Genomic DNA, 12540 nt, shown 5'->3' on the forward strand with positions numbered 1-12540 from the left:
GGCGTCGGAGGCGGTGAGGAGGCCGAGATGGGCGGCACGGACGGACCGGACCGGGAGAAGGAACCGGCACGACGGCTGCGCGCGGCGGCCGCCGAGGTGTTCGGCTGGGACACGCTGCGGCCGGAGCAGCTGACGGCCATGCGGTGGGTGCTGGCCGGCGACGACGCCCTGGTGGTGATGCCGACCGGGTCCGGCAAGTCCGCCGTCTTCCAGGTCCCCGCGGTGCTGCTGCCGGGGCCGGTCGTGGTGGTCTCGCCGCTGCTGGCCCTGCAACGCGACCAGATCGCCGGGCTCCCCGAGGAGGCGCCGGGCGCGGTCGCGCTGAACTCCGCCCTCACCGCGGCCCAGGAACAGGCCGCCTGGCAGGCGGTGGACGAGGGTGCCGCACGCCTCCTCTACCTCGCGCCCGAGCAACTGGCCAAGGACGAGGTCGTGGAGCGGCTGGCCGAGGCGCACCCGGCCCTGTTCGTGGTGGACGAGGCCCAGTGCGTCTCCTCCTGGGGCCACGACTTCCGGCCCGACTATCTGCGCCTGGAACAGGCCGTACGCCGCCTGGGCCGCCCGCCGCTGCTGGCGCTGACCGCCACCGCGGCCCCGCCGGTGCGCCGGGAGATCGTCGAACGGCTCGGCATGGAGCGGCCGAAGGTGCTGGTCACCGGGTTCGACCGGCCGAACATCCGGTTGGAGGTGCGCCGTTTTCGAAGCGAGGACGAGCGGCGCCGCGCCCTCGTCGAGCGGGCCGCCGCCGAGCCCAAGCCGGGCCTCGTCTACGCGGCGACCCGCAAGGACACCGAGCACTGCGCGCGGGAGCTGGCCGCCCTGGGCTTCGCCGCCGAGGCCTACCACGCGGGACTGCGCGTCGCCGAACGACGCCGTGTCCACGAGGCGTTCCAGTCCGGCGAGGCGGACGTCGTGGTGGCGACCTCCGCCTTCGGCATGGGCATCGACAAGGAGGACGTGCGGTTCGTGCTGCACGCGGCGCTGCCCGGCTCGCTGGACGCCTACTACCAGGAGATCGGCCGCTCGGGCCGGGACGGGGAGCCGGCCCTCGCCGTGCTGCACTACCGGCCCGAGGACACCGGCATGCGGGTATTCTTCGCCTCCCGCACGACCGGCCGGGACACGCTGGACGAGGTCGCCGACGCCGTGCACGAACACCGCGACGACCCGGCAGATCTGGCCGGACTGCGCGAGGACACGGGCCTGTCCCGGCCCCGGGTGACGGCGGCCGTCAACCTGCTGGAGGAGGCCGGCGCCGTCACCACGGGCGAGGAGGGCGAGGTGCGTCCCGTTCCGGGCACACCGCCGGACGAGGCGGCCGACGAGGCCGAGCGGACCGCGGAGGCGCACCGCCGGACCGACCGCTCCCGCGTCGACATGGCCCGCGCCTACGCCGAGACGACGGGCTGCCGGCGCCACTTCCTGCTCGGCTACTTCGGCGAGGCCTACGAGCCGCCGTGCGGCAACTGCGACCGCTGCGAGGCGGCCGCGGCCGACCCGGACGCCGCTGCCGCCGGCCGTCGGCCCGTCCATCCCGCCGCCGCCCGCTATCCGGTGGGAACCGAGGTCCGGCACGAGCGGTGGGGCGGGGGCACGGTGCTCAGCGAGGAGGGCGACCGCATCACCGTCCTGTTCGACGAGGCCGGCTACCACACCCTGTCCCTCGACGCGCTGGCCGGGCGCGACGACCTCCTCACGGTGGTGCGCCGGCCCGGCCAGGACGAGGTCTCCGGCTAGCGGGCGGGGAGCGCCGGTGTCAGCAGGCGCCCTCGTCCTCCCAGGGACCCCACTGCGAGGCCCCGGGGGTCTCGTTCTGGGTCCACCACTTGGCCTTCCAGTTGTGGCTGTTGTACGAGACCTCGCTGCCCCCGGTGTACGCGGTGCTCGCGTTCCAGGCCGTTTTGCACTGGGTGCTCGGCGGCGGCGTGGGGCTGGAGGGCGGCGGGGTGGTCGGGGGAGTGGTGGGCGGGGTGACGCCGGCGAACTTCACCGAGTACTTGGCGAAGTCCCAGGAGTTCTGCGCGACGCTGGAGCACGTGCCGGACGTGCGGCCGCCGTTGTCGGCCGGGGTGCACTGGCGGTCGCGGTTGAGGGACCAGAAGGTGAAGCGGTCCATGTTGTGGCCGGTGGCGTAGTCCAGCACGGTCTGGAAGTCGGCCTGGGTGAAGATCTCGCCGGTGTCGCTGCGGCCGTTCATCCCCGAGAAGCCCTCGTGGGCGTAGGCGGTGGCCTCGTTCCAGCCGAAGGTGGACTGGAGGATCTTGTTGAAGTTGGTCAGCGCGCTGGTCTGCGAGGCCGCCCCGTTGAAGCCGCCGTCGAAGGGCATGATGGAGAAGTTGTTGGGCGTGAAGCCCTGCGACTTGGCCTCCAGCAGCATCTGCTTGCCGAACCAGCCCGTGCCGTCGGCGGTGCCCGCGGTGGTGACGGAGACGTAGAGGCCGGGGTTGTTCTGCTGGAGGATCTTCGCGGCGCCGATCTCGTTCTTGATGGCCGCCGTGTTCTCGTACTCCGGCTCTTCCAGGTCGAAGTCGATGGCGTGCAGGCCGTACTTGGTGATGACCTGCTGGTAGGCCGCGGCCGTGGAGGCCGCGTCGGAACAGGCCTGGCCGAGCTTGGTGCCGCCGTAGCCGCCGATGGAGACGGAGACGTCGCCGCCCTTGGCGCGGATCGCGTCGATCACCGACTTCACGGCGGTGTCCGAGGAGACCGCGGCCGAGCCGTCCCAAGTGGGCGAGCAACCGCCGCCGTTGGGCGCGAGGATGAAGGCGAGCTGGAAGGCCTTCAGACCGGTGGCGTCCATGATGGCGCTCGCGCTCGGCGGGTCGTTGTCGAGCGGCATCAGGTACGGGGCCGCGGCGTACCAGCGATTGCTCAGCGCGTCCGCGGAGTTGGTCGCGCCCGAGGCGCTGCCGGCGACGAGAGCGGTGGTGCCGACGGCGGCGAGACCGACGGCGGTGGCAGCGCCCAGACATGCGCGAAGACGTCTCACTGCGTGCCCTCCAGGGGGTGGGGGTGGGGAAGTGGCCCCAAGCTTCCTGACCCTGTTGCGAGCACGTCAATGGATTGGTCTGGACCAGATGATTCTTTGGACTAGACCATACGATCCCTTTACCTGAATCCCCCTGGCGGCGAGCCGATCCCCCGCGGCTGCCTGGCGCCCCCCGGAAAACGCCGTACGCCCGGCACGAAGCCGGGCGTACGTCTGGGACCACCGCGGACGGCGGGCACCGGCCGGTCCGTGGCCGTCACCAGCGGTACCAGCGACCCCTCCGGCCGCCACCGCCGGCCGGCCGCACGATGAAGCCGAGCAGCCACACCACGAGCACGACGAGCGCCACCCACCACAGGATCTTCAGCGCGAACCCGGCGCCGAAGAGGATCAGGGCGAGCAGGAGAACCAGCAGCAAAGGAACCATGATTATCGACCTCCGCACCACCGAATGCCCTCGATTCCCAGGAAAACGCACACACGCTTCGATGTTTCAAAGACACCTGTGGGGGAACCCGGTGGTGCTGTGACGGTGCGCCGGATCGGCCTGGTCGTCCACGGCGGACGCCCGCAGGCCCGAGCCGCTGAGCGGGTCGTGCACGCCTGGTGCGACGAGCGCGCCGTGCGGTGCACCGACATCGACGTGTGGCACGACGGCGGCCGGCGCGACGCCGGCGCGGAGGTCGAGGCCGCAGGCGACCCCGACCTCATCGTCACCCTCGGCGGCGACGGCACGTTCCTGCGCGGCGCCCGGCTCGCCGCGGAGAACGACGCCCTCGTCCTCGGCGTCGACCTCGGCCGGGTCGGCTTCCTCACCGAAGTGCCCGTCACCTACGTGCGCACCGCCCTCGACGCCGTGCTCCAGGACCGGCTGACCGTCGAGAGCCGGATGCTGCTCACCGTGCGCGCCTCCCGCCGCCTGGAAGTCCCCGCGGGCATCGAGGAACTGATGCGCTACGGCCGCCGCCCCATGCTGCCCCCGCCGCGGGTGCGCGCCGACTGCGAGTCCGGCGGCGACTGGGGCGTCGCCCTGAACATCACCGCGCTCAACGAGATCGCCGTCGAGAAACTCGCCCGGGACCGCCAGGTGTCGGCGGGCGTCTACCTCGCCGGCCGGCTCCTCGCGTCGTACTCCGCGGACGCCCTGCTCGTCGCCACGCCGACCGGCTCGACCGCCTACAGCTTCGCCGCCGGCGGCCCGGTCGTCTCCCCGCGCGCCGACGCCCTCGTGTTCACGCCGGTGGCCCCGCACATGGCGTTCAACCGCTCGGTCGTGGCCGCCCCGGACGAACCCGTCGCCCTGCGCGTGCTCGACCGCTCCGGCCAGGCCGCCGTCAGCGTCGACGGCCAACTGCGCGGAGTGCTCGACCCCGGCGACTGGATCGGCGTGTACGCCGCCCCGCGCCGGCTGCGGGCCGTACGGCTCGGCCCGATGGACTTCTACGGACGTCTGCGCGAGCGCATGAACCTCACCGACGCCCCGGCCGCGGTCGCCGACGGAACCCCGGCGCCGCTGTGGCCGGTGAGCAGCCCCCGGCCCGGAGACCTCGCTCATCTGGCCCTGCCGCCGGGCCCCGACGGCACGCCCGGGCGGGCGCCGGACCCCGCTCCCTGAACCACCCGCCGGGTGGGCACGAATTGCAGGCGCACCGATGACCGGCGAGTCTTGAACCGGTTCGCTCCTTGCGCGCCGTTCGCCCCGCGGCACGCCGGCTGACCGGTGCGGCACGCGGGCACCCGGCCGTGACCGGCCGGCGGTCACCGACCCGCGGAGGCATGCGTGGCAGTACGTCACCGGCTGATCAGGACCAGCCCCGAAGTGGTGTGGACCCTCCTGGCCGACGGCACCCGGTACGCCGAGTGGGTGGTCGGCACGGCGGCGTCCCGGCCCGTGCGCGGACAGTGGCCGCACGTGAACTCGGCCATCGAGTACCAGGTCCGCCTCGGCCCGCTGCGGCTCACCAACCTGACCGTCGTGCGCAACTGCGAAGAGGGCTCGCTCCTCGAACTCGAGGCCCAGGCCGGCTTCCTCGGCACCGCGCGGATCGCCATCGAGGTGCGGCCCTGGGGCGAGCACTGCCTCGTGATCGTGGACGAGCACCCGCTCCAAGGGGCGGGCGGCGCGGTGCACAACATGGGCGTGGAGACCCTGATCCAGCTGCGCCACCGCGCCATGCTGGCCAGGCTCGCCAAGGTCTGCGAGACCGACGCCGAGAACGGACGCCGCCGGTCCCGGACCGGGCACCGCACGGACCTGCCGGAGACCGGAGGCGGACATGCCTGACGCCGTGGTGATCGGGGCCGGCCCGAACGGCCTGGTGGCGGCGAACCTGCTCGCCGACGCCGGCTGGAGCGTGACGGTCCTGGAGGAACAGCCCGAACCGGGCGGCGCGGTCCGCCACGACCGGGGCGTGCACCCCGACTACGTCAACGACCTCTTCAGCTCCTTCTACCCCCTGGCCGTGGCCTCCCCCGTCCTGGCCGCCCTCCGGCTCCAGGACCACGGCCTGCGGTGGAGCCACGCCCCGCACGTGCTGGCCCACCCCCTCACCGACGGCCGCTGCGCCGTCCTCGACCGCGGCGTCGACGTCACCGCCGCCTCCCTCGACGCCTTCGCGGCGGGCGACGGAGCGGCCTGGCGCCGGCTGCACGGGCTGTGGGAACGCCTCGGCGGCGACCTGATGGACGCCCTGTTCGCCCCCTTCCCGCCGGTGAAGGCGGGCGTCCGGCTGCTCGCCCGGCTGCGCGGCGCCGGCGGCCTGCGCCTGGCCCGCACCATGCTGCTGCCCGTGCGCCGCATGGGCGAGGAGGAGTTCCGCGGCGAGGGCGGCCGGCTCCTCCTGGCCGGCAACGCGCTGCACGCCGACCTCGCCCCGGAGTCGGCCGGCAGCGGCGGCTTCGGCTGGCTGATGTCCATGCTCGGCCAGAGCCACGGCTTCCCCGTGCCGGTCGGCGGCTCCGGCGCGTTCACCGCGGCCCTGGCCCGGCGGCTGCGCACGCAGGGCGGCACGCTGCGCTGCGGGGAGCGCGTCGACCGCGTCGTCGTGCGCGACGGCCGGGCCACCGGCGTGCGCACGGCCGGCGGGGACCTGGTGACCGCGCGGCGCGCCGTCCTCGCGGACGTCTCCGCGCCCGACCTGTACGGCCGGCTCGTCGACCCCGCCCACCTGCCCGACCAGCTCCTGGCCGACCTGCGCCGCTTCCAGTGGGACTTCGCCACCTTCAAGGTGGACTGGGCGCTGGACGGGCCCGTGCCCTGGCGGACCGAGGGGCCCGTGGGCGCCGGCACCGTCCACCTGGCCGACGGCTTCGACGAACTCACCCGCTTCACCGCCCAGATCGCCATGCGGCAGGTGCCCGACCGCCCCTTCAGCGTGTTCGGCCAGATGACGACCGCCGACTCCACCCGCTCACCGCTGGGCACCGAGTCCGCCTGGGCGTACACCCACGTCCCGCGGGAGATCACCGGCGACGCCGGGGAGGAGGGGCTCACCGGCGCCTGGGACACCGGGGAGCAGGAGATCATGGCCGACCGGATGGAACGGCAGGTCGAACGGTTCGCGCCCGGCTTCCGTACGAAGATCCTCGCCCGCCGGATCCTCGCCCCGCCCACGCTCCAGTCGCTCGACCGCAACCTCGACACCGGTTCCATCAACGGCGGCACCACGGCCGTCCACCAGCAGCTCGTGTTCCGCCCGGTGCCCGGCACCGGGCGCCCCGAGACACCGGTGGCGGGCCTCTTCCTGGCCTCCGCGGGCGCCCACCCCGGCGGCGGCGTCCACGGCGCGCCGGGCGCCAACGCCGCCCGCGCCGCGCTCCGCCGGCGCCTGCCGCCCGGCCTGGCCCGCGCCCAGCGGGCCCTGGCCCGCCGCGACCGCACGGGCGACCGCACTTCGCCGGCTCCCTGACCCGGCCGGCCCCTGACCTCGCCGGCTCCCCGCCATCACCGGGCCCCTGCCATCACATGCCCATGACCTCGCCGGCCCGCTGACGCCCGGGCCCGTCGGCCGACGACACCCCGGCCCGGGCGGGACCGGCGGCCGAGGCGGGACCGGTGGGCCTCGGAGCCCCGAGGCCGCGGCGAGCCGGCCGGCCGGTCGGCACGAGGGCCGACGCCGTCAGGGCCGGCCCGCGCCGGGCCGGCCGGGCAGGCGGAAGGCGGCGAGCGCGGCGATGTCGTCGTCGAGCTGCCCGTCGCTGTAGTCGAGCAGATCGGCGTGCAGCTGGTCGAGCAGCTCGCGCGGCGGTCGCAGCGCCCACGTCCCCACCCGCTCGGCGAGCGGGTAGAAGGCGCCGTCGGGCCCCCGGGTCTCGGTGACGCCGTCGGTGTACAGCAGCAGCTGGTCGCCCGGGCCGAAGGACACCACGTCCACGTGGTAGCCGTTGCCGACCAGCACCCCCAGGTTGATCGGCGGCGAGGGCGCGGTCGCGTGCAGTTCGGTGACCCGGCCCCCGTGGATGAGCAGCGGCGGGGGATGACCGCAGTTGACGATGCGGACCACGGCCTCGTCGTCGGGGACTTCCGCGAACACCGCCGTGACGAAACGCTCCTCCGCCTCCCCGCCGGGCAGCTGCGCGGCATGGCGGCTCATGCTGCGCTCCATGCGCCGCGCCACGCCGGTCAGATCGGGCTCGTCGTGGGCGGCCTCCCGGAAGGCGCCCAGTATGGTCGCGGCCGTCTCCACTGCCACCAGGCCCTTGCCCCGGACGTCGCCGACGAGCAGCCGTACCCCGTAGACCGTCGGGACCGCCTCGTACAGGTCGCCGCCGATGCGGGCCTCCGCCGCGGCGGACAGGTACAGGGTCTCCACCAGGACCTGGCCGAGCCGGCGCGGCACCGGGCGCAGTAACACCCGCTGCGCGGTCTCCGCCACGGAACGCACCGTGGCGAGGGTGCGCTCGCGGCGCAACCGGTGCACCGCCAGGATCGCGCCGAGGATCCCGACCAGGCTGGTGCACGCGTAGTTGGCCACGTAGTGGCGGTCCCAGAGGTAGCCGACCGAACGCCCCGCGCAGCACGGGGTGCCCGCCAGCACGCCTTCGAAGACGATGGCGAAGACGGTGAAGGCGGCCACCGCGGCCGGACCGTAGGCGTAGGCCGCCACCAGGGGCAGTGCGATGAGCAGGAAGCTCACGGGCCAGTCCACCGGTGTCATCGGTTCCAGGGCGAGGACGCCCGCGACGTACAGCACGGGCAGCCAGCGCAGCCAGGCCGGGGGAGCGGGGACCTGCGGCCGGGACGCCCCCGGCGCCGGCGGCGTCCTCGCGTCCGGGTGCCGGCCGGGCCGCGTCACCGCTCGCCCCCGGGACGCCCGGGCCCGGCCGGCCGCGGCGCCGGCGGACCGGGCGGACACACGGGCGGGCGGTCCGCCGGAGGGCGACGGTCCTCGCGAAGACACTCGGGCGGCCTGTTCACAGGAACTCCAGACGGGCTTGATCAAGACCACCAGCCTGCTGCGGCCGACCGCCCCGACCGTGCCATTGCTCCAGGCAAGGGCATGTCCGTCGCGCGGGCCCCGGTGAAGCGGACGATCTCGGGCATACGGCGGATGAGTGATCTTCGTCAGTCACCGAGGAGGGGGACCCGCCGTAGTGACCGTGCCCGAACGCCGCGTACGCCGGAGTGGACGCGGACGTCCCTTCGATCTTCGCGCCACCGCCCTCTTCTTCACGCTGCTCGCGCTCGTCCTGGTCGTCCTGAGCTGCACCGCCCGCGCGGCGCTGGCGGCCGCCGAGCGGCGGCCGGCCTGGGCCGCCGTGCTGTGCATGGTCGGCGCGGCCGCCGCCGCCCTCGCCGTACGGCGCCGCCGGCGGCGCGGGCACCTCGCCCGGCGCACCGCGCGCCGGGCCGCCGCCGCGCTGGAGGAGGCGACCAGGACGGCCCTCGACGCACTGGAGACACCGCCCGGGCCGGCGCTCGCCGCCGTGCCGGCCCAGGCCGGCTCCGGACGTCCGCCGGTCGACCCCGGCGCCGTGGCGCCGGCCGGGCCGGTGGCGGACGTCGCTCCGACGGCCGGCCAGGTGGCCGCCGGCGAGGCCGCGGTGGTCACCGAGGTCACGGTCGTGGACGGTGAGGCGGAAGTGGTCGACGAGGTCACGGTCGTCGACTACGACGTGCTCGGACCCGACGAGTTCGAGCAGGCCGTGGCGGCGCTGTGCGAGCGGGACGGCTGCCGCGGTGTGGAGGTCGCCGGAGGGGCCGGGGACCTCGGCGCGGACGTGCTGGCCCTCGCCCCGGACGGGCGGCGCCTGGTCGTCCAGTGCAAGCGCTACCGCGCCACCAACCGGGTCGGCTCCGAGGACCTGCAGCGCTTCGGCGGCACCTGCTACACCGTGCACGAGGCCGACGTCGCGGTCTTCGTCACCACCAGCGACTTCACCGCTCCGGCCCTCGAGTACGCGCAGACGTGCGGGATCGTCTGCGTGGACGGGCAGGACCTGCGGGCGTGGAGCGAGGGCACGGGCCCGGTGCCGTGGGCGACCGTCAGCGCCGGTCCCCGGCCGGCGTGGCCGTCGCCCGGAGCGCGTGGTCGATGAAACCTCGGGAGACCGGCGGCAGCGTGCGCCCGGTCAGCCAGGCGATCCCGATGTCCCGGGCGCCGTGCACATCGGTGATCTCCAGGTAGCGGATGGGGAAGTCGGGCGTCGCCGCGGTGTCCGGCGACGACGGGATCAGGGACACCCCGAGGCCCGCCGCGACCAGGCCGCGCAGGGTGTGCACCTCCTCGCCCTCGAACCCGACGAGCGGGGCGAACCCGGCCTCACGGCACAGCGTCTCGGTGACGCTGCGCAGTCCGTAACCCGGTTTGAGCAGGATGAACGGCTCCGCGGCGACCTCGGCCAGCCGGACCCGGCGGCGCTCGGCCAGGCGGTGCCCGGTGGGCACGGCCAGCCACAGGGGTTCGACCAGCAGCCGCCGCCAGGTGATCAGCGGATGCCCCGGGTCCCCACTGGTGATCATCAGGTCCGCGGTGGCGTGCAGGAGGTGCTGGACCAGGCCGTTCTCCTCGTGCTGGTGCAGCTCGAACCGGACGTGGGGGAGGATCTCGCGGAACCCGGTGACCAGCTCGGGCACCAGCCAGGTGCCCAGTGTGTGCAGGAAGGCCAGCGACACCACGCCCGCCTCGGGGTCGACGACCTCGGCGACCGCCCGCCGGCCGCGGTCGTAGCTGTCGAGGGCGGCGTCGACGTACTCCTTGAAGACCCGTCCCGCCGGGGTCGGGCGCAGCACGCGGCCGACCCTCTGGAGGAGTTCCGCGCCCACCTCCTCCTCGAGCCGGCGCAGCGCCCGCGACAGGGCGGGCTGGGTGACGCGGGCCTCCGCCGCGGCCTCCGTCACCGTCATGCCCTCGGCCACCGCCCGGAAGGAGCGCAGCACCTGGAGATCCATCGCGCTCATCCTGTCACCGCGCAGCCGGCGGTGCACCGAGAGGCCGGTGCCCCCGGTTCCCGGCGCTCCGCGCCCGGCCCGGGCCGACGGGACGGCGGCGTCGTGCCGCAGGACCCCGGCCCCCGGGACGACCGCGGGCCGGACGTCTTCGGTCCGCAGGACTCCGGTCCGGGCGACGCGGGCCCCCGGCCGCCCAGGTTCCGCGCGCTCACCGCGTCGCAGAGGCGTTCCGCCGCGGTGATGGCGTCCTCCCAGGCCGGCAGCGACCGGCCGGGGCGGCCCGGCTCCTCCTGGGCGTGGGCGACGGCCCGCCGGGCCTCGGCGAGCCGGTGGTAGGCGGCCCGGCGCAGCGCGTGCCGCTGGCCCGGGGCGGCGTCCGCCGCCAGGTCCCGGTACCGGCGGGCGGCGGCCAGCGCGGCCTCGGTCTGCGCGCCGGCCCGGCCCCTCGCCGAGTCGGGCCACAGCGCGAAGTGCGCGACGAGCACGATCCCGGCCGCCAGCGCGGTGTCGAGGATGCGCGCCGAGTACAGCGCCCGGTGGTCGCCGAGCATGTCCACGAGGACGAACACGACCGCCGTGAGCGCCGTCGTGGCCAGCGCGTAGTGGTGGCGCACGCCCACGGCCATCACCGCGCCGAAGGCCGCGACGGCCCCGATCAGGACGTAGGTGTCGGTCGTCAGCTCGGTCACCGCGCCGATGGCCGCCACGCCCACGACCGTGCCGACGCAGCGGTGGAGGGCGCGGCGCAGCACCGGAGCGAAGTCGGGCTTGTAGACGAAGGCCACCGTCATGGGCAGCCAGTAGCCGCGCGGACCGTGCAGGAACTGGGCACACAGCTGCGCGACCAGCACGCACACCGCGAGCAGCACGGTGTAGCGCACCTGCGCCGCCCGGTCGTGCCAGGGGTACGCGGGCAGGCGCGCCGCCGACTCGGCGGGACGCGCCCGGTGGGACTCGGCGGCCAGCGCGGCGAGCGCGCGCAGAGCGGGGGAGTCGGCGGAGCCGGGAACGGCCGGCACGGCCGCCGGGGCCGTGTCCGGCGCGGCCGTCCGTCGGGCGGCGGGCGCGGTGGCCCCGTCCGGCAGCAGGCGCGCGGCCATCAGCGGCGGTACGTCCCGCACGTGCCGGGGCAGCGGGCGCGCCTCCCACACCAGGGCGGACGTCACCTCGCCCAGCCGCAGCGCGATGTCGAAGGCGCCGCGCAGCGCGTTCAGCCGCGTCCCGGGCCGGGTGCGCCGCGTCAGATGGCGGCCCATGACCTGGTGGGCGTGATCGAGTGCCGCGGTCAGCCGCCGGCGCGCGGCCTCGGCGCCGGGAGAGCCCGCCGCCGACAGGGCCTCGGAGGCGGCACGGTACACGGCGAGGACGGCGTCGCGCTCGATGGAGTGCCGACGCCACAGCCACGGCGTCGCGGACAGCGCGATCACCAGGACCACCCCGGCGAGCAGCGCGAGCGGCGGCTGCCACCACGGCCCCGGCACGGGGATGCCGGTGCCGATGGTGACGCCGAGCAGCAGGTGCATCCCGGACACGGAGGCCGACCGGCCGCGCAGACTGACCGAACCGGCGAGCAGGGCGGCGGCGACCAGGCAGCCCGGCACCGCCGCCGGATGCCCGCTGCGGAGCGCGAGCTCCCCGGCGAGCAGGCCGAGCGCGGCGGCCAGGCCCATGCGGCCCAGCCGCCGCGCCCGCAGCCGGTAGGGGTCGGAGCCGTCCTGGCCCACGCCCCACAGGGCGCCGATCCCCGCGAGCACGGCGGGGACCACGGAGCCGGTCCAGACGCCGACGAGGAGCGGCAGGGCGAGCGCGACGGCGCCCCTGGCGGCCGCCGCTAGGGGCACCGGGGTGAGACGGACGCCGCGCGATGCCTTCATGGACGGATCGACTCCTCGGAGGTGGGGGACAGGAGAACGTCCCTCAATCGTCCGTCGGGAGGAAGCATGCGTCCAATGCCTGTCACACCTCGAACCCATGCGCACAGGACATGGACGGAGGGACGGACAGGCATGGGGCCCGAACGCCCCCACCGACGGCACGACGGTCTCCGAGCTCACCTGTCGCGGGAGCATGACCCGGCGGACGGACCGTCAGGCGGTCCACGGCTCCCGCCGAGGGAGCGCTCAGGCAACTCTCTGTCCGTGTGCCGTCATTTTCCGTACAC

General features: G+C 75.1%; 10 protein-coding genes. 5 read left to right on the plus strand and 5 right to left on the minus strand.

Annotation, left to right across the window (positions count from 1 at the left end; all coding sequences use genetic code 11):
• The first annotated feature begins 27 nt into the window (after positions 1-27).
• Positions 28-1737, plus strand: coding sequence for a RecQ family ATP-dependent DNA helicase (locus ACH5A8_RS34305; protein WP_399007908.1), 1710 nt, complete (start codon positions 28-30; stop codon positions 1735-1737).
• 19 nt (positions 1738-1756) lie between these two features.
• Here ACH5A8_RS34305 and ACH5A8_RS34310 read toward each other — a convergent pair whose 3' ends face one another.
• Both ACH5A8_RS34310 and ACH5A8_RS34315 read right to left on the minus strand, forming a co-directional pair.
• A complete protein-coding gene (locus ACH5A8_RS34310) occupies positions 1757-2989 on the minus strand; it encodes a chitinase (RefSeq protein WP_399007909.1) in 1233 nt (410 codons plus the stop codon).
• Between the two features lie 256 nt (positions 2990-3245).
• Complete coding sequence (locus ACH5A8_RS34315) at positions 3246-3416, minus strand: hydrophobic protein (protein ID WP_399007910.1); 171 nt, start codon at positions 3414-3416, stop codon at positions 3246-3248.
• A gap of 99 nt (positions 3417-3515) precedes the next feature.
• On the opposite strand from ACH5A8_RS34315, the gene ACH5A8_RS34320 reads away from it, so the two are divergent.
• From ACH5A8_RS34320 to ACH5A8_RS34330, 3 genes are all read left to right on the plus strand, one after another.
• Positions 3516-4604 (plus strand): NAD(+)/NADH kinase, encoded by a 1089-nt coding sequence (locus ACH5A8_RS34320; protein ID WP_399007911.1) that lies wholly within the window; start codon positions 3516-3518, stop codon positions 4602-4604.
• Between the two features lie 165 nt (positions 4605-4769).
• Positions 4770-5273 (plus strand): SRPBCC family protein, encoded by a 504-nt coding sequence (locus ACH5A8_RS34325; RefSeq protein ID WP_399007912.1) that lies wholly within the window; start codon positions 4770-4772, stop codon positions 5271-5273.
• The gene (locus ACH5A8_RS34330; RefSeq protein ID WP_399007913.1) at positions 5266-6897 is read left to right on the plus strand and encodes a phytoene desaturase family protein; all 1632 of its coding nucleotides are present in this window, start codon (positions 5266-5268) and stop codon (positions 6895-6897) included. The genes ACH5A8_RS34325 and ACH5A8_RS34330 overlap by 8 nt, the downstream gene beginning before the upstream one ends.
• Positions 6898-7107: 210 nt before the next feature.
• Here ACH5A8_RS34330 and ACH5A8_RS34335 read toward each other — a convergent pair whose 3' ends face one another.
• Positions 7108-8283 (minus strand): PP2C family protein-serine/threonine phosphatase, encoded by a 1176-nt coding sequence (locus ACH5A8_RS34335; protein ID WP_399007914.1) that lies wholly within the window; start codon positions 8281-8283, stop codon positions 7108-7110.
• Positions 8284-8581: 298 nt separating this feature from the next.
• On the opposite strand from ACH5A8_RS34335, the gene ACH5A8_RS34340 reads away from it, so the two are divergent.
• Positions 8582-9526, plus strand: a complete 945-nt coding sequence (locus ACH5A8_RS34340) for a restriction endonuclease (RefSeq protein ID WP_399007915.1) — start codon at positions 8582-8584, stop codon at positions 9524-9526.
• Here the strand turns inward: ACH5A8_RS34340 and ACH5A8_RS34345 are convergent.
• Positions 9474-10379, minus strand: coding sequence for a LysR family transcriptional regulator (locus tag ACH5A8_RS34345; protein WP_399007916.1), 906 nt, complete (start codon positions 10377-10379; stop codon positions 9474-9476). The genes ACH5A8_RS34340 and ACH5A8_RS34345 overlap by 53 nt on opposite strands.
• A 5-nt stretch (positions 10380-10384) precedes the next feature.
• Positions 10385-12253 (minus strand): FUSC family protein, encoded by a 1869-nt coding sequence (locus ACH5A8_RS34350; RefSeq protein WP_399007917.1) that lies wholly within the window; start codon positions 12251-12253, stop codon positions 10385-10387.
• Between the last annotated feature and the right edge of the window lie 287 nt (positions 12254-12540).

It is taken from the genome of Streptomyces sp. NPDC018610, from assembly GCF_044391765.1.
Lineage (GTDB): Bacteria > Actinomycetota > Actinomycetes > Streptomycetales > Streptomycetaceae > Streptomyces.

Coding starts and splice junctions, on each gene's coding strand:
- ACH5A8_RS34330 (WP_399007913.1), top strand. CDS start 5,266: ATGCCTGACGCCGTGGTGATCGGGGCCGGCCCGAACGGCCTGGTGGCG.
- ACH5A8_RS34350 (WP_399007917.1), bottom strand. CDS start 12,253: ATGAAGGCATCGCGCGGCGTCCGTCTCACCCCGGTGCCCCTAGCGGCG.
- ACH5A8_RS34305 (WP_399007908.1), top strand. CDS start 28: ATGGGCGGCACGGACGGACCGGACCGGGAGAAGGAACCGGCACGACGG.
- ACH5A8_RS34345 (WP_399007916.1), bottom strand. CDS start 10,379: ATGGATCTCCAGGTGCTGCGCTCCTTCCGGGCGGTGGCCGAGGGCATG.
- ACH5A8_RS34315 (WP_399007910.1), bottom strand. CDS start 3,416: ATGGTTCCTTTGCTGCTGGTTCTCCTGCTCGCCCTGATCCTCTTCGGC.